Genomic DNA, 15479 nt, shown 5'->3' with positions numbered 1-15479 from the left:
TTGAAATATATCTGGTGATACTGCACCAGCTTGTTGCGTTCAACGCCAAAAAATAAAACCATAATTAAGACCCACCATAGTTGGTGGGCCTTAATTATATGACAACCTAAAGGTGAGGATTCATTGTAAATGCCCTCGTTCTGCCAGCGATACCACTCCCTCAGTACCGACGACCAGATGATCTAGAGTGCGGATATCCACCAGTGCCAGGGCATCCTGTAGACGCTGGGTTATTTTTATATCTGCCCGGCTGGGTTCCGGGTATCCCGATGGGTGGTTATGCACCAGCATTAGGGCGGCAGCATTGTAGTGCAGTGCCTGCTTGACGACATCGCGGGGGTAGACGGTCGCAGCGGACAGGGTGCCAAGGAACAGCTCCTCGTAGGCCAGGATCCTGTGTTGGTTATCGAGGAAAAGTGCCGCAAAGACTTCGCGATCCCGTGTTTGCAGCAGCCCTTGCAGGGCCTGATGGGCCACGTGTTTATCGGTAATAGCTTCTCCCTTGGCCAGTTTCTGACGGGCAACTGCTTGGGCGATGGTGAGCAGGTCGTCGTCGGTGACAAGGTCGGTTACCCGATAGGTGCCGGGGATCTCCCCGGCGATCAGTTTGTGATGCAACATGATGGTGCTCCATACGCCATCGTCCCACCACGTGGGGTGCGGCAGGGTAGGCGAAGTAGTTGGTTAATAGGTTACTGAATGGGGGGGGACCGCAGGCTTGGTTGGCTGTGTTCAGGCCGCCAGGGTGTGCGGGGTGTAGTCGTGCAACGGAACGCGGTAACTGGTGGCTAGTAGGGTGCCGAACTGGCTTAGCCAGCGGTGATCCGGGTGGTTGCACAGCCATTGCGCCAGTGCGTCACACCGTTCATTTTCATAGCGTAGGTAGAGGGCGTAACCGTCCACCGGCTGGCCTTGGTCATGCACTGCTTCAACCAGGCCATTACGTTTAAGGTAAGCCTCTAGCTCGATGGCGAGCACAGCATTAATCATCTTCAATCTTCTTGTCGGGGATGTGGTCACTCTCCACGGCATAGCCGCGATTAATGCAGGTACGCTGCAGGTCAGCCAGAAAGCTTGCCAGCACGCGGGGTTGCTCGGTGAGTGGCACGGGGCCTGCTTGACTGCGCCAGAAACAGCGACGTTTGGGGTCAATGCAGATCTCATCCACCATTTGGCTCATGGTTCGCCAGTCATCGGCATTGGTGATGGAGAGCAGTTGCCACTGCACACCAGACCAGCGCACTTGTAAGGTGACTGTACGGGCTGGTGGGCTATCCGGTGTCAGGTGAAGCAGCCAACGCTGACCACTACGAGTGGGGGTTAGCTTGGCGTTGGCTGCAACTTGTCCCAACCACTGACGTGAGTAGTGGGAGAGCGCTAATTCTTGGCTCATCGTGTCCTCCTAATCTCCTGCGACCGTGACGCTGAAACACTCCAACCGGCAATAGGCAATGAAGTTGCTCTGCCAGATATCGAACAACTCCCGCGCTTCGGCCAGCCGCAGCGGTCCCCAGCCCAACATGGTGTGTTCCCCATCGAGGAAGTTGAAATCGAGCTCCTTGCAGAGCTCAGCATCTCGGCCCTGCCCCTGGTAGCTGAAGTCGGTGACGTAATCGAACAGCCAGCCATCAAGTCCACGGATCAGGCGGATCTCGACCGGGTGCACGCCGCCTTGCTCAGCACTGTAGCCGGGGTTGCGAAAGTTGAAGGTCAGTTGGGTTAAGCGTTCGATATTGAGCTCGGTTTTAGCGATTTCTTGGTTGAGCAGAACCAGCAATGCTTGGTCAACGGGCAGGGCAAAGCCGTCCCGGAAAAAGGGAATAGTCATGGTGTTTCCTCATTAAGTTCAAAGCAGGGGGAAGCCCCTGCTTTTGCGTTGAAGTGATGGGTCAGTCGTTTAACCAATCCCACAGTTTGCTGACGCCATAGGCTGCTACGGCGCCCACGGCAAGAGGAGCTAACAACGGGGCTGTGGCAATACCGGTCACCGATACTACCGTTGCAGCAGCGCCACTACCGCCAGCCGTTGTCGCCAGCGTACTGGCAGCAAGTCCAGCGGTTGCACTGGTGGCCGCCTTGCTTAACGTGTGACGAGCGACTTCGGCTGCCACCACCGTTGCTACAGCGGTCTGCAGCAGCTTGGGGGGATGCTGAATCCCTTCAATACACCAAGTGACAAACAGCTCACTGTTGGCAAACAGCTGGCCCTGCTCTCCTTCATTGAGCCGGGCGTAAGCCCGTGTCAGGCTTTCCTCTCGACTGAACAGACGTTGGGCATGGGGCTGGACCTCAATGGTGCAGTGCTGACTGAATTCAGCCAGCGAGGCCAGCGCCAGTTGGCCTGAGTGCTCTCCGGAAGGGGATGGTCGACAGTGAATGACCTGGTCATGGCCAACAAAGAGCCCGTGATGGTGGCCTTCAGGCTGTGGTGTTACTAAGTGATCGCCAATAATGAAATGTCGTGGCATGAGATGATGATCCTCATCAAAGGTTGGAAATGAAAAAGGGCGTCACCGTTATGGTGACGCCCTTTGGCTTTGTTTTTCTTAAATGGGCTACTAGTCGCCCACGGTGATCTTCAGTGGTTGATGAAACTCAGGGGTGAAGGTAGATATCGGCAGTCGGGTGACTTGGTTGTGAGCGAGCACCTCGGTAGCCTGAATAATGGCGATTGACTTGGCCTGCTCTACCTGGGCGCAATCCACTTCTGTCAAGCCACTACCATAGCGGGTAGCGTCGCTCCCACCGAATGGCTCAACCTCCAGCGTTGACTCGGCCAGCGATTTGCCCTTTTTGTCATTAAACTGCAGCGTGATATACAAATGACCAAATTCGTCTGCACCACCACTATCTAAAGAGAAGTGATACGCACAGACGCCTTGGTTGGCGTAGACGGTGTCAGTGTGCTGGATAGAGAGATAACGTTGTTCTTGGGCACTGCAGGCGATGGCCGAGAATATCAGTGTGGAGGCCAATAAATACCGATGTATGTCTTTCATAGAAATCCTCGTGACAATTACTTTCTCTTAAACCACTTAGTTATTTACGCCCAAGGTATCTGAATATCTCTTTGCCATTGTAAAAGCCAACCAGGTCTTCCTCATTCTTATACCTCTTATTTGGTTGAAATTTGACAACAGTGCCAGGTCGACACATATCTTTCAGTGAAATATTGAATTTTTCATCAGGCGTAATTGTGTAACCAATGGCAATTTTCTGTGGGGAGCCTGCTGTGGCGATCCACCCCCACATACCTGCTTCACACTCACCAAATGGTTGACTGCGCACAATGACCATAGAAAGATTACTTATTTCAGTTGCGATGCATTTTCTGTTTAAATTTAAATGTGCGTTGCACCAAAATGGCTTTCCTGTTTTGTCCTGCACTAGTGCAGGCAGAAAGCCTGTGAATGGCTCCGCCGCCTGTATTGATTGACTTCCAGACATAAGCGTTAGTAGTAAGCAGAATGTCAGCTTTTTCATTTTTTATCTCACTGAATAACTATGATCAAATAGATGTGTATGGCTATAGTCAGAAACGGTAAACCACACTATTTTTTCAGTTGCTCTGAGATCTGAGAATGCGTTGCACACTGGAGATACTGATCCCAGTGCGCTTGGCAATTTCAGCTCTGGGTAATCCTTTGGCAACCAGTGCCAGAACTTCATTACCTTTTGCCATTGCAGTAGGCTTACGCCCCTTATAAGCACCTCGGCGCTTGGCTAACTCAATACCTTCAGCTTGCCGCTCCAACATCAATTCTCGTTCAAAGGTTGCGATAGCACCGATCATGGTGAGCATTAACTTGCCGGTAGGCGTTGAGGTATCAATCCCCAGATTTAATATCCGCAATGCAACTTGCTTGTGTTGTAGAAATTCTGATATTTCCAATAGGTGACGAGTATTACGAGCCAGACGGTCCAGCTTGGTAACCATCACCACATCCCCCTCCGTCACATAATCCAAGAGGAGAGCAAGTTGTGGCCTATCATCACTGGCACCGCTAACCTTCTCTTGGAAAACCTTATTGCATTCGGCCAGCGCTCGAAGCTGGACTTCAAGGCTCTGACCTCCCGTACTAACACGTGCGTAACCTACCAGTGCCATGGTCTCCTCCCGGTCAATAGGGCAAGGTACACTGACCCCCATGGTCAAAAGTCTCGAAGAGACCTTCTTGACCTGAAAATGGAGGGAAATAGATGAAATGAGTGCCGATTTCGTGAGTGTCACTAGGGCTTGATCTATTGACCCCAAACCAGCGATGGAGAGAAATAATGGGACGCTTTGTGATAAACGTCCCGTCGTGATGGGTAGCAGAATATTGTGCTACGGATTGATTTGATTGGATGTAACAAGATGCCAATGTAAGTTATTGGCTTTGTGGCTCAGGCGTAGGCGGTGAAGGGGCCGCGTTTTTACCCAGTTTACTGGTCAGGGGCGAGGAACGAGGGCTGAGGCGTTTTGGTGCTGTTACGGTTGCCAAAGGCTGTGAGGTGGAAGATGACGCTATCATTTCTGGCTCAGGATAGAACTCCTCCAGCAGCATCGGCACCTCTTCATCGATATCTTCAAACTGGCCGTTACGCAGCAATTCACGCGCGGCCTGCTCCATCTGGTCGATGGCGAGACCCGCCTCCTGGTCACGCTGTGCCGCCTCTTGTGATTGCCTGACTGCCTCAGTCAGGTTGGTTTCTTCCCGCAAGGTTAAATCCACGTAGTAGACCGGTGTGCGGTACGACTGGGTGGTGCTCTTGGCTCGCAACCGCAGGGTGAGTGGCAGATAGCGGGTATGGCCCCCGCTTACAGCCTCCAGGTACTTCAGCCGAGCAGCCAGAGTGCGAACCGAGTTGTAGCCGGTGGTGCGGAAGATAAAGCTACCCAACTCATCACCTTGCCCCTCCACAAACAGGTTCAGTCGTCCGTACAGCTTGCAGCCTTGTTGGCCTGCAAAGGCGCAGCGCTCAGGTCCAGGGCAGCTGACCTCCTCTATGCCTTGTGCCCCCACGCGTCTTGCCATTTCCCCATTCCCGACACAGAGCGGCCTGCCGGTTTGCCGGTCAAAGGCGCTGTATTCCGCCCGCAGATTCAAGTCGCTGTCGTTGAACAGCACGCGCACCGGAATAGCGCGGATCTTGGTCTGCTCCTGTCCTTGGTTATTCTTTTGCGATGAGTAGTGTTGATGCAGAGGATGGAGCAACCATCCCCCCTTTTGATGTATCTGGGTGGTGAGGGTGAAGCTGTCGTCCTTCTCCGGTACCCACTTATCCTGTTTTTGCACCAGCTTGCCGATGCAGATCCGCCCAATCACGGGCGGGGTAATTGCCAGTCCTTTGATCATGGTGTTTGCCTCAAGGGGTGAATGGTGAAACGGCGCACGCCGGGTACCGGTTTGACGTAACGGGTGAGCAGGTCGGGATGATCCTGACCGAGCTTATCGAGATCCGGCGCCAGCCGGTCTTTGCTGCGTTTCCAGGTGATCTTGCCGTCGGCAAACAGCCCGGCTGTCGCTTCACCCAAAGTGGCTTGAAGCCGCTGTTTGAGCTGTGACTCCTGCAGCTCGACGGCTTCCTTTTGCTCGCGCAATCGCAGCAGATCGCCAAACAGCTGGTTGAACTCGAGGGAATCGGAGAGATCCACCGTCTGGCCATCGTCACGCGGAAACAGCCAGCTCAGGGTATTGGCGGCATCACTGGAGCCGTCAGGCTCAGGCTGCTGATCTTGTTGCACCATCTGCCAGAACTGCGCCTCCCGCTCGGTGAGATCTTGGATCTTCTCCTCATCACGTTCGATGCGGTAAATCCGAAAATCCTGGCCGCCGATCAGCACTGCCACCTCAGCCCAGTCATGGCCGGTAACAGCCAGCTGATGCAGTACCTGACACTGGTAAGCCACCGGCACTCCTTCCTCCCACTGGGGAGCGTTGTGATAGCTGGCAGTTTTGATCTCCAGAATGCCCGGCCCATCGGGATGGCCGACTACCTCCCGATCGAGGTTTGCGAGCATGAAGGGTTGCTCGGGGTGTTGCAGCACCGCATTGACCCGGCGCACCTTATAGCCGGTGCGTTTGGCATAGACCTGCGCCAATACCGGCTCCAGCTCGATGCCCCACAGCACCGCTTCCTTGTGGGAGATATCTTCCGGCTCCTTGCGACCGGTCTTCTACAGCCAGAGGCTGAGCGGGCATTTGTAGGGGGAGAGCCCCACTGCGACGGCGGCATCGGAGGAGCCAATGCCGAGTTTACGGATAGCGAGCCACTGCTCGCGGGTTAACTGGGTAGTAGAGGCTAGCCGCAGGGCTTGGCCGTATTTGGCTTTTGATTTCATGACTATTCCTTGTTGACGGCATAAATGGCTACGCCCGGATTGGCTTGCGCCAGTCCGGGTGAGGTCGTTATGCGGTTTGAATGGGGAAGCGTAATTACTGCAGCAGAGTGATTGCCTGATTCAGGGCTTGGGATTTGAGTTGGGCACCCTGACCGAACCAGGCGGAATCGAGCCGGTGATCCTGGCTGCGGGCACGGCGGTGGTGATCCACGTATTCAGTGACCGCATTGACCAGCCCCCAGGCGGTATTGCGGGAACTGGCAAGCTCTGAGCCCATGCCTGCGCCCTGATAGAGCTCATGCAGTCGTTGTACCGGCTTGGTGAGAATGATGTTCTCCTCATCGAGCGGTTGCGCCAACAGATCGCTGAAAAAGCGCAGCGCCTCTTCGGGGGCGACGGGCCGCTGTGCCAGCGCCTTGGTCTGTGCCTTGAACTCATCCCAATGGGAGAGCCCCAGCCCGAGCGACTCTTTGACGGTCGCCGCATCGAACTGAGTGGAGTGGGGCACCTTGATGGCTCCGGTAGCGCTGCGCAGTGCCATCTGCAGGGTGTTGTTGCAGACTACTCGCAGCGAGGTGAACTGCGCCGTGGTGCAGAGCGTGCCGTCGCAGCTGGTCGCCAGCAGCAGATAGGACTTTACCAAGTCATTGCCTTTGAGTTTTAGGTCCTGACCGGTTTTAGCCAGTGCCCAGAGCTTGCAGCCACCTTTGAGCGAGCCTGCTGTTTCCAGCTCAAAGCCACCGGCTTCCACCAAGTCTTGATAGAAGTGCAGCACCTCGTGAGGCTGTACCACGTTGTAGCGGCTTGAGACCACTGACCGAGGGGCAAGGGTATCGGAGCGATAAAGTACCTTGCTGTCGCTGTAGGGGCGGATATGTAGTGCATCGGAGGCGACGTTAAACATCACATCGCTCTGCTCGATGGTCCAATTCATCCCGGCTGCCTGTAGTCAGATATCGAGAGATTGTTGCGGGGGTAAAACATTGCCAAGGCCATGCCAGGGCGTTTGACCTGTGTAGGCCATCGTATCGATCAGGTGAGCCATGAGAAATCTCCAATGAAAAAGGGACTGCACAGAGCAGTCCCTTGGGTAGGTTCATGGAGATAATATATATCTGAAATCAATTGAAATGAGACTTATTTGCTTCTCTAGTTTCTAGCTATGGAATGCGCACTGTGGTACCCCGTGTGGTACCCCAGGCCAAAAACGACCAAGGGGTTGGCATCTTGCGATGCCAACCCCTTGTTTTGTATGGCGTTCCCGACTGGAGTCGAACCAGTGGCCTGTCCCTTAGGAGGGGACCGCTCTATCCTGCTGAGCTACGGGAACCTTGTGGCGGGCATTATACAAGAAGCATTGTGCTTTTAAACCCTTGATTCCTATTCCAATACGGCCAGGTCACCGATTTGGACATTGAACGGCGAATATTTGTTCTGACTGCTGATGATGGCGCCATCCTCGAACACCTGTACCACCTCGAACAGACCGTCAGCGGGGTTGCGCATCACCCTGGACTTGCCATAGGGGTCGACGAAGTCGGCGCTGTGCTGGACCCGGAACTGGTCCCCGAGCTTGACCCCGTTGCGACGGCCCAGGTTGATATGGGGGCCGCGCTCGTGCTGGGCCACGATCCGGGCGGTGACGGGGGCACAGGCGAGTTCGGCGGCGATGTCCTGGGCCGCCTCCTTCAACTGGTAGCCCACCTCCTGGCCAAAGCTCGACTGCCAGAACTGGCCGCCGCTGCTGCCCACCTGTTCCCGCTTGGAGAAGGTCCAGTTGGCACGGCCCTTGTACTCCTTGCGGCCGAGCAGGCTGCCGTTGATGCCGTCGAACAGGTAGAGCTGCATGGAGAAGTTGCGCACGGGATCCTCATACCAGCTGGTGAGGGCGTTGCCCTGGGGCTCGAGGGAGAGGTCGTCGATGCTGCCGAGCACCAGATACTGGCTGTCGGTGCGCAGGCTCAGGGCCTTGATCTCCTCGAGGGCGCTGCGATCCCCCTGTTGCAGATGGAGAGGGTCGATGCGCAGGTTCTCGTCCAGCCACTGGCGAGCGACCACCTGGGGCGTCGTCGCCAGGGTTTCAAACAGCCGGCGGGAGAGATCGGCGGGCATGTCGTCCAGGGCACCGGTGCTCGCCTGGTCCGGGTAGCGCATGCGCAGGCGCACCAGCGTCAAATCCTTGGCGTAGTGCTGGGTCTGGCAGATCTGCCGCTCCGCCTGGATGTCGGCCACGAGGGTGATGTACATGCGGCCGTTGCGCACCTCTTCGCGCTTGAGGCGGTACTGGCGGATGTCGCCGCCTGAGCGGATCTGGATCTGCTCGGAGCGCAGGCTGCCGTTTTCCAGGCGCTGGATGCTGGAGACGGAGGCACCGCTGGCCAGCAGCGCCTGGCGCAGGGCATCCCGGGTCGCCTGCTCGCGGGCGTAGACCTCGTCGCCCCCCAGAATGGCGGCACTGCCCTGGGCCTCGATAAGTTCGGCCCTGGCCGACAGGCTGGCCAGCAGCAGGGTGAACAGCAGCGAAACTTTCATAACAAACACCTTGAGTGGGCGACCCCACTGCCGCCGGTGGGGCGGGTCAGGGATCCTGGACACAGATCCGGTCTGGACCGGAGCGGGTGACCAAATAAAAGCAAGAACCATGCCTTCTTCCCTGGCCGGAGCCCGTACGGCGGGCTCCGGTGGCACAGTGCGCGCCTTTGCTTGGGGATCATCGAGGATCCTGCGCGCATTCCCGCCTCAAGTGTTGGCGGTTGCGACCGATAACAGGTCAGGTGCAGATACAGGAAAGGTATCCATGAAGAGAGTTATCACGGTGCTGGCGGTGGCGCTGGCATTGGTCGGTTGCGGGTCGGCCGACCCCATCAATCGGGAGCTGGGAGACCCCCGCCAGGCGGCGAAGGGGATGGAGCTCAACTGGCTGGTGGCCCGCATGACGGATCAGCTGATGGAGCGCAAGTCTCTCACGACCCTGACCGAGCCCATTGCGGTCGCCTCCTTTGTCGATCTCGACACCCTGAAGGACACCAACTGGATGGGACAGCAGATCGAGGAGAGCTTCATCTACGAGCTGAACCGGCGCGGTGAGGTGGTGGTGGACTTCAAGACCACGGGCAACATCCAGGTGACCCCGCAGGGGGACTTCGTGATGAGCCGCAACTACAAGGATCTCTCGTCCCGGCTGCCCATCTCCCGCATCCTGACCGGCACTTTCAGCCGCAATCAGCAGGGGATCCTGGTCAACGCCCGCATCATCGATCTGCGCACCAAGATGGTGGAGACCACGGCCCAGAGCCTGATCCCGAAACAATATTTGTCCGGTGCCAGCAACTCCTTTGGCCGGGCCTCCATCAATCGCGGTTACCTGATGCGGGGGGGCCAGAGCCCGTCCGGTCATCTGGTCAACCTGACCCCTTGAGGTGGCGCGTCATGAAGCGTGAAGCGGGCTGGCTGACATTGATCCGTGAAACATCGGGTGTGGTGAACAGGAAAACGGGGAAACAGCGATGAAAATTTTGTTGGGTTGCCTGATGGCCATGTTGCTGACGGCGTGCAGTGGCAACCGGGTGGTGAACTATGACGTGGGCGAGAAGCCCGATGACTTCCCGGTGCTCAAGGCGGTGGGGTATGCGGTGATCGACATCCAGCCCGGTCCCTCCCAGTCCGAGAAGATGTTGCAGGCGATCCGCGCCTCCAAGATGGACGCCTACCGGGAGCTGGCGGAGCAGCTCAACGGCCAGCAGGTGCGCGGCCAGAGCAGCTACAAGGACCTGACCCAGACCTCCAACTCCCTGGATGTGTCGGTGGCGGGCATGGTGCGCGGTGCCCGGGTGGTGGCGACCTATCCCCGTGGCAACACCTATGCCACCGAGCTGGAGCTCGACACCCGCAACCTCTATCACCTGAATCAGCTGATGGCGGGCCAGTTCTAGGGCGGGTCCGGGGGGCGCCGGCATGAGCCGGGCGTTCATCACGGCACAGACAAAGGCGAGCGCAGGCTCGCCTTTTTGTTTGGTCGGGAAAGGGCTCGGATCTGCGGGGAATAACCGGGTTGGTGCCTTGGACGGCATAGGGCCTGGGGAGGATAAACGGGGTTGGCGTCTTGGACGGGATAGGGCCTGGAGAGGATAACCGGGGTTGGCGTCTTGGGGGGAACTGGTCTTCTGCAGGAGAAACGGACTTGATGGCCGGGCGGGATCCGGCCTGTGGCGAGGAAAAAGGGGGCTGAGATCGAACAAGAGGTGCCCGTGCGCCGGAATGGCAGCCTTTTTTGTTTAGGGAAATCTAACGATATCACCGTGTCGTTAAATAAAGCCAAACGATAGAAAGGCCCGGCAGGCGGCAAAAGGGGGCCGCAACGGGAGGAAGATGGCCTGATGGTGAGTGGAAAGACAGCCGCGCCAGGATCCCGGGTCCACGAGGAAGGGGGTGGAGGGCGGTTTAACGCCGGAAGGGAAGGGCGGGACTGGGCCGCGTCTCACGGGGAGGGCGCAGAGAGCACAAAGGCGAGCCGGGGCTCGCCTTTGTGTGGCAGGGGCGGGATCCGCTTCCCATCAGCTTCCCATCAAGACGGGCGGCACGGCGGTCGGCTTGACGTCTTCGCTCGGGTAGCAGCCCAGCACCTTGATGTAGCGGGTGATCTTGGTCAGCTCCAGCAGGGCGGCCTGCATGGCCGGGGTCTGCAGGTTGGCGGAGACATCCAGGTAGAACATCTCCTCCCAGGGGTTGCCCTGCACCGGACGGGATTCCAGCTTGGTCATGTTGATCTCGTGGCTGCGCAGCACCAGCAGCGCCTCCACCAGGGAGCCCGGCTTCTGGGAGGTGGACATGATGAGGGTGGTCTTGGCCGGGATCTGGGGCGCCACGTCTATGGGCTTGCGCGCCACCACGATGAAGCGGCTGTAGTTCTCCTTCTGGTTGGCGAGCTGCTCGGCCAGCACGTCCAGGCCGTAGAGCTCACCGCCGGCGGCGCTGCCGATGGCCGCCGCTTCCGGGCTTGCCAGCTCCTTGACCTTCATCATGGCGCTGGAGGAGGAGTCGCAGATCTCGTGGCGCGCCCCTTCCAGCTTGCTGAGGTAATGGGAGCACTGCTGGAACACCTGGGGATGGGCGTAAAAGGTCTTGATGCGAGAGAGTTCAGTGGGCACGGCGGTGAGGATGCAGTGCTCGATGGGATAGGTGAGCTCACCCACGATGGAGAGGGTGGTGTGCTGCATCACGTCATACACCTCGTTGATGGAGCCCGAGCTGGTGTTCTCGATGGGCAGCACCCCGAAGGCGGCACGGCCCGACTCCACGGTGTCCAGCACCTCGCGGAAGTTCTGACAGTTCACCTCGATCACCTGATCCTTGTAGCGGGCCAGGTACTTGCGGGCGGCCAGGCTCGAGTAGGAGCCGCGCGGTCCCAGGTAGGCAACGCTGGTCATGGGCTCCTGCTGCTGGGGGTTGAGCAGGCTCTGCAGGTAGGCCTGCTGGGAGAGCACGGAGTCTTCGATGATGGTGTGGTAGATGCGGGTGATGTACTGGGCATCCAGTCCGAGGGCGCGCCCTTTCTGGATCAGGGCGACCAGCAAGTCCTGCTCGCGCTGGTGGTCACGGATGGGACGGGGATTGGCCTGCTTGGCGCGGGCGACCTCGATGCTGAGGGTCTTGCGTTTGGCCAGCAGGGCGAGCAGCTCCTGATCCAACTGGGTGATGTCGTGTCTGATCTCGTCGAGCGTTGCCATGGTGGTTCCCTATCCAGTGATTCTGTGGTGTGTGGTGCAAAAAAAAGCCTCCGCTGGGGAGGCTCGATTCGTCTTTGGTTTCTGTTTACGCGAATGGTTCACGTGACGACGGGCCTTCCCTCATGTGGGCCGGGTAAACGAGAAAACAAAGAAGAATGGTGTGTTCATGGGCGTGTCCTGAATGTAACGCCATAACCATTAAGGGATTTGGCGGTGCGATGCAAGTAAAACTTGCCCGGGGGCGTTGAACGGGGCAGGGTGGTGGCTCGGGTTGCCGAGGGAGAGTGAGCGTCGTTCCGGTCCCTGTTTATGGCAACCGCCGTGACCACATCCGTGGCAACAACACATAGAGGGGACGAGACGATGGCGGTGATCTTCGATCTGGGCAGGGTGGTGGTGCGCTGGGATCCGGTGGCCATAGTGAGTGGGGTGCGCGGACCCGAGGGGGCGACTGCGATCGCAGAGCTGCTGTTCAACCACCCGGACTGGCTGGAGGTGGACAGGGGGACCCTCTCCCTGCACACGATGGCCCGTCAGGCGCAGGGGCGCACCGGCCTGTCGATGGCGGAGAATCTGGCCATCTTGCAGGCGGTGCCGTCCTCCCTTGTGCCGGATCCCGCCATGGTGGCGCTCATCGAAGAATTGCACGGTGCAGGCCACCCCCTCTATGCCCTCTCCAACATGGGGCACGCCAGCATCGATTGGCTGGAGCAGCATCAGTCCTTCTGGCGCTTCTTCAGCGGCAAGGTGGTGTCGGCCCGGGTGCGGATGCTCAAACCCGAGCCCGACATCTACCGCTATCTGCTGGTGTCGTTCGACCTCAAGGCTGGGGAGTGCCTCTTTATCGACGACAGCCCGGCCAACGTGGCGGCGGCCGAGGCGCTCGGTCTGCGGGGGCTGATCTTCACCGATCCGGCTCAGTGCCGGGCGCACCTGATCGCCAAGGGGCTGCTGCCTGCCTGAGGGGAGCCAGTTTCGCTTCGCAGCGAAAAAAGTGGGCAAAACCTTGATTCAGGGCAAATAATGTACATCTTTATCCATGCTCTTTAAGTGTATATTCAGCTTGGGGCGGGCAAAATGGTATCCAGTTCATCATCCGGAGTTGTTGTTATGGATGCCAATGTCGTTGCGCTGAATCGGGGATACGATCAGACCTTTCAAGCCAGGGAACAGAGGCTCATCAACACCCTGGCCGGTTACAGCGAACTGCTTGTCTCCTTCTCCGGCCGACTGGAATCCTGCTACAGCATGGATCTGTGCCGGGCCAGCGGGGTGCGATTTCGCGCCATCACCCTGGACAACCCCACCCTCAGCCGCCAGTCGGTGGCCAGGGCACAGCGCTACTGCCGGCACTACGGCATCCCCCATCAGGTGCTCAAGACCGACGAGATGATCTTCAGCGCCCACCTGGGCCACCTCGCCGAGGTGACCGACCCGGTGCGCTACCTCTGCCAGCAGCTCGAACATGAAGAGGGCCCGCCGCTGCTGATGTCGGCCTCGGTGGAGGAGAAGCGGGAGTACCTGCGCCGATTCCACAGCCTGCCCGCCAACACCCTCTGGATCTTTGCCGAGCAGGGGATGACCAACCGGGATTTTCGCTACGGCTTTCACCAGCGGCAACTGGCGCTCTGGGGAGACGTGGGGGAGGCCTGCCTGAGCCGGCGGTTTGTCGATATGACTTCCCTGGACAGGCGGCACCTGCGGATGGTCGACATGGCCGAGCAGATGCTGGTGGACATGGGGCTGGGGGGCGCCCAGGTCTTCTTCCATACCCTGGGTGACAGGGTCACCACCCTTGCGAGGATCCGGGTGCCCGAACGGCTGCGGGCCCTGGTGTTCGACATGCAGCCCACCATCCAGAAGGCCCTCAGGAGTGCCCAGTTCGATCTGGTGACCCTGGATCAGGCCACGCTGGAGGATCCCCACCCCCTGGTCATCTGAGCCGGGGCGTAACGTGAGGGGGGTCATAGGCAAGGAGGGCACGACTCTTTATACTGCCCCCTTCGCATCCTTTATCGAGTGCCTGCCCATGAAACCCCTCTCCCGACTGCTGGTCGCCCTCTGTCTGTGCCCTCTGCTGGCCGAGGCGGCTCCCCTGCACCAGATCACCTTGCCGGATGGTCGCCAGGTGCAACTCAATGACGATTTCACCTGGGAATACCTGCTGGTCAAGCCGGCAGCCACGGTAGCCGGTCAGGCAGTGACGGCGAGTGTCGCGGCCCCGGTGCTGACCGAGCAGGCCATGGCCCATCCCGACTTGCTCTCCCAGGCGACCCGGGACGGCATCACGGTGAAGCTGGACCAGGTGGCGGGGGACGATCCCCTCAGCCTGCAGTTCGTGGTGAGCAACACCGGCAGTCGCAACGTGGTGCGCGTCAACGGCAGCCTGACCCTGTTCAGCGCCGACGGGGTGCAGCTCTCGAGCGAGCCCGTGCGCTTCTGGGTCGGGGAGAACCGCCTGCCTGACTCCTACCTGCGCAAGGGGGAAGCGCGCGCCTCCCGGGCCATCGAGCTGGCACGACCCGCCGGCCTCACCGGCAAGCCGCTGGTGCGGGTGCAGATCGACGAGGTGGAGTTCCGCTAGGATGACGGCGGGGGAGCCCTCGCTCCCCCGCAGAGTGTTGCACCGGTAACTGCCAGCAATATCCGCTTACATCTGACATGGTTTGGCAACAGCTTGCTCCTCGGCGTTGCCCCCTTTGCCCGTCACAATGGCTCCATTCCAGTTAGGTCCGCCTAACTCAACCCATGGAGTCAACAAAATGCAAAAGATCGCACTGTCTGTTCTGGTTCTGGCCGGTCTCTCTTCCACCTCCGTCCTGGCGCAAGATGCCTTCAGCTATGCCAAGGGCTCTGCCACCTGGGCCCACACCAAGTCTGACTACATCGGTGGCAAGGATGGAGAGAACCGCGACTTCGGCGGCCTGAGCCTGGATCTCTCCAAGAGCTTCACCAGCAATGTCTATGGCCGGATCGGCAGCGAATACACCTCCCGCAGCAGCGGCAACGACAGCATGGCCATCTCCAGCCTGGGGATGGGTGTCTACACCCCCCTCAGCACCGGCCTGAACCTCTACGGTGAAACCGGCCTGATGGGCTACAGCCTGGAACGGGAGCTGGCCTCCGACGTGAACCACTCCGGTTGGGATACCCTGGCCCGCAAGAAGAGCGGCAGCCTCTACGGAGAAGTGGGCCTGCGCTACGACATCGGTGCCGTCGAGCTCTCCACCGGCTATCGCTACGCCAACATGACCGACGACATGCACGACTTCAAGGCGGGGGCGGCGTACAAGCTGACCCAGAACCTGGCCCTCACCGCCGACTACACCTATCGCAACTGGGATCTGCAAAAAGGCTCCATCTCCAGCCTGGGTGTGAAATACAGCTTCTGATCGTCCTTCCTGCAGGGTCTTCACCTTTACCCATGA

17 protein-coding genes, 1 tRNA gene, 2 pseudogenes and 1 other annotated feature are annotated in these 15479 nt (G+C 58.7%); of the genes and pseudogenes, 6 read left to right on the top strand and 14 right to left on the bottom strand.

From position 1 onward, the window contains the following. Positions 1–120 precede the first annotated feature (120 nt). The 13 genes and pseudogenes from radC to AB5Y70_RS13460 form a co-directional block, all read right to left on the bottom strand. Positions 121–621, bottom strand: coding sequence for a DNA repair protein RadC (radC, locus tag AB5Y70_RS13520; protein WP_324063640.1), 501 nt, complete (start codon positions 619–621; stop codon positions 121–123). Positions 622–732: 111 nt separating this feature from the next. Further along, positions 733–924: a hypothetical protein gene (locus tag AB5Y70_RS13515; protein ID WP_324063638.1), complete on the bottom strand. Its 192-nt coding sequence runs from the start codon at positions 922–924 to the stop codon at positions 733–735. A 58-nt stretch (positions 925–982) separates the two neighbouring features. After that, a complete protein-coding gene (locus AB5Y70_RS13510; RefSeq protein ID WP_368176059.1) occupies positions 983–1393 on the bottom strand; it encodes a hypothetical protein in 411 nt (136 codons plus the stop codon). 9 nt (positions 1394–1402) lie between these two features. Beyond that, the gene (locus AB5Y70_RS13505; RefSeq protein ID WP_324063634.1) at positions 1403–1828 is read right to left on the bottom strand and encodes a DUF2787 domain-containing protein; all 426 of its coding nucleotides are present in this window, start codon (positions 1826–1828) and stop codon (positions 1403–1405) included. A gap of 61 nt (positions 1829–1889) precedes the next feature. Further along, positions 1890–2468, bottom strand: coding sequence for a lecithin retinol acyltransferase family protein (locus AB5Y70_RS13500; protein ID WP_368176058.1), 579 nt, complete (start codon positions 2466–2468; stop codon positions 1890–1892). A 90-nt stretch (positions 2469–2558) separates the two neighbouring features. After that, positions 2559–2999 carry an IrmA family protein gene (locus AB5Y70_RS13495; RefSeq protein WP_342400564.1) on the bottom strand — a complete coding sequence of 147 codons (441 nt, stop codon included), beginning with the start codon at positions 2997–2999 and terminating at the stop codon, positions 2559–2561. 40 nt (positions 3000–3039) lie between these two features. Continuing rightward, a complete protein-coding gene (locus AB5Y70_RS13490; RefSeq protein ID WP_324648644.1) occupies positions 3040–3483 on the bottom strand; it encodes a hypothetical protein in 444 nt (147 codons plus the stop codon). Between the two features lie 76 nt (positions 3484–3559). Then, entirely contained in the window at positions 3560–4108 is a 549-nt protein-coding gene (locus tag AB5Y70_RS13485) for a recombinase family protein (RefSeq protein ID WP_201888521.1), read from the bottom strand. A gap of 262 nt (positions 4109–4370) precedes the next feature. After that, complete coding sequence (locus tag AB5Y70_RS13480) at positions 4371–5339, bottom strand: hypothetical protein (protein WP_368176057.1); 969 nt, start codon at positions 5337–5339, stop codon at positions 4371–4373. Next, a pseudogene (locus AB5Y70_RS13475) lies at positions 5336–6325 on the bottom strand (YqaJ viral recombinase family protein). The gene AB5Y70_RS13480 and the pseudogene AB5Y70_RS13475 overlap by 4 nt, the downstream one beginning before the upstream one ends. Positions 6326–6419: 94 nt before the next feature. Continuing rightward, a pseudogene (locus AB5Y70_RS13470) lies at positions 6420–7370 on the bottom strand (DUF932 domain-containing protein). Positions 7371–7578: 208 nt separating this feature from the next. Beyond that, a tRNA-Arg gene (locus AB5Y70_RS13465) sits at positions 7579–7655 on the bottom strand. Between the two features lie 50 nt (positions 7656–7705). Continuing rightward, positions 7706–8857 (bottom strand): flagellar assembly protein FlgT, encoded by a 1152-nt coding sequence (locus AB5Y70_RS13460; RefSeq protein ID WP_039041370.1) that lies wholly within the window; start codon positions 8855–8857, stop codon positions 7706–7708. A 265-nt stretch (positions 8858–9122) separates the two neighbouring features. On the opposite strand from AB5Y70_RS13460, the gene AB5Y70_RS13455 reads away from it, so the two are divergent. Further along, positions 9123–9743 carry a FlgO family outer membrane protein gene (locus tag AB5Y70_RS13455; RefSeq protein WP_010673310.1) on the top strand — a complete coding sequence of 207 codons (621 nt, stop codon included), beginning with the start codon at positions 9123–9125 and terminating at the stop codon, positions 9741–9743. A gap of 88 nt (positions 9744–9831) precedes the next feature. Then, entirely contained in the window at positions 9832–10257 is a 426-nt protein-coding gene (locus tag AB5Y70_RS13450) for an LPP20 family lipoprotein (protein WP_010673311.1), read from the top strand. A 621-nt stretch (positions 10258–10878) separates the two neighbouring features. Here the strand turns inward: AB5Y70_RS13450 and pheA are convergent. Then, positions 10879–12051, bottom strand: coding sequence for a prephenate dehydratase (pheA, locus tag AB5Y70_RS13445; protein ID WP_103244400.1), 1173 nt, complete (start codon positions 12049–12051; stop codon positions 10879–10881). 38 nt (positions 12052–12089) lie between these two features. Further along, positions 12090–12223 (bottom strand) — a sequence feature (Phe leader region). A 191-nt stretch (positions 12224–12414) separates the two neighbouring features. On the opposite strand from pheA, the gene AB5Y70_RS13440 reads away from it, so the two are divergent. The 4 genes from AB5Y70_RS13440 (at position 12415) to AB5Y70_RS13425 (ending at position 15443) form a co-directional block, all read left to right on the top strand. After that, positions 12415–13014: an HAD family phosphatase gene (locus tag AB5Y70_RS13440; RefSeq protein ID WP_279990446.1), complete on the top strand. Its 600-nt coding sequence runs from the start codon at positions 12415–12417 to the stop codon at positions 13012–13014. Positions 13015–13128: 114 nt separating this feature from the next. Continuing rightward, positions 13129–13992 carry a hypothetical protein gene (locus tag AB5Y70_RS13435; RefSeq protein ID WP_279988888.1) on the top strand — a complete coding sequence of 288 codons (864 nt, stop codon included), beginning with the start codon at positions 13129–13131 and terminating at the stop codon, positions 13990–13992. 88 nt (positions 13993–14080) lie between these two features. Further along, positions 14081–14635, top strand: a complete 555-nt coding sequence (locus tag AB5Y70_RS13430) for a DUF3157 family protein (RefSeq protein WP_039041373.1) — start codon at positions 14081–14083, stop codon at positions 14633–14635. Between the two features lie 178 nt (positions 14636–14813). Further along, on the top strand, positions 14814–15443 hold the full coding sequence (locus AB5Y70_RS13425) for an outer membrane beta-barrel protein (RefSeq protein WP_039041374.1): 630 nt from the start codon (positions 14814–14816) through the stop codon (positions 15441–15443). Positions 15444–15479: the final 36 nt, after the last annotated feature.

It is taken from the genome of Aeromonas sp. s1(2024) (genome assembly GCF_040908005.1).
GTDB lineage: Bacteria > Pseudomonadota > Gammaproteobacteria > Enterobacterales > Aeromonadaceae > Aeromonas > Aeromonas caviae.
Note: the sequence above shows the minus strand (reverse complement) of the source record. Positions and strands in the feature narration are given on the sequence as shown.

Coding starts and splice junctions, on each gene's coding strand:
- radC (WP_324063640.1), bottom strand. CDS start 621: ATGTTGCATCACAAACTGATCGCCGGGGAGATCCCCGGCACCTATCGG.
- AB5Y70_RS13510 (WP_368176059.1), bottom strand. CDS start 1,393: ATGAGCCAAGAATTAGCGCTCTCCCACTACTCACGTCAGTGGTTGGGA.
- AB5Y70_RS13505 (WP_324063634.1), bottom strand. CDS start 1,828: ATGACTATTCCCTTTTTCCGGGACGGCTTTGCCCTGCCCGTTGACCAA.
- AB5Y70_RS13500 (WP_368176058.1), bottom strand. CDS start 2,468: ATGCCACGACATTTCATTATTGGCGATCACTTAGTAACACCACAGCCT.
- AB5Y70_RS13495 (WP_342400564.1), bottom strand. CDS start 2,999: ATGAAAGACATACATCGGTATTTATTGGCCTCCACACTGATATTCTCG.
- AB5Y70_RS13490 (WP_324648644.1), bottom strand. CDS start 3,483: ATGAAAAAGCTGACATTCTGCTTACTACTAACGCTTATGTCTGGAAGT.
- AB5Y70_RS13485 (WP_201888521.1), bottom strand. CDS start 4,108: ATGGCACTGGTAGGTTACGCACGTGTTAGTACGGGAGGTCAGAGCCTT.
- AB5Y70_RS13480 (WP_368176057.1), bottom strand. CDS start 5,339: ATGATCAAAGGACTGGCAATTACCCCGCCCGTGATTGGGCGGATCTGC.
- AB5Y70_RS13460 (WP_039041370.1), bottom strand. CDS start 8,857: ATGAAAGTTTCGCTGCTGTTCACCCTGCTGCTGGCCAGCCTGTCGGCC.
- AB5Y70_RS13455 (WP_010673310.1), top strand. CDS start 9,123: ATGAAGAGAGTTATCACGGTGCTGGCGGTGGCGCTGGCATTGGTCGGT.
- AB5Y70_RS13450 (WP_010673311.1), top strand. CDS start 9,832: ATGAAAATTTTGTTGGGTTGCCTGATGGCCATGTTGCTGACGGCGTGC.
- pheA (WP_103244400.1), bottom strand. CDS start 12,051: ATGGCAACGCTCGACGAGATCAGACACGACATCACCCAGTTGGATCAG.
- AB5Y70_RS13440 (WP_279990446.1), top strand. CDS start 12,415: ATGGCGGTGATCTTCGATCTGGGCAGGGTGGTGGTGCGCTGGGATCCG.
- AB5Y70_RS13435 (WP_279988888.1), top strand. CDS start 13,129: ATGGTATCCAGTTCATCATCCGGAGTTGTTGTTATGGATGCCAATGTC.
- AB5Y70_RS13430 (WP_039041373.1), top strand. CDS start 14,081: ATGAAACCCCTCTCCCGACTGCTGGTCGCCCTCTGTCTGTGCCCTCTG.
- AB5Y70_RS13425 (WP_039041374.1), top strand. CDS start 14,814: ATGCAAAAGATCGCACTGTCTGTTCTGGTTCTGGCCGGTCTCTCTTCC.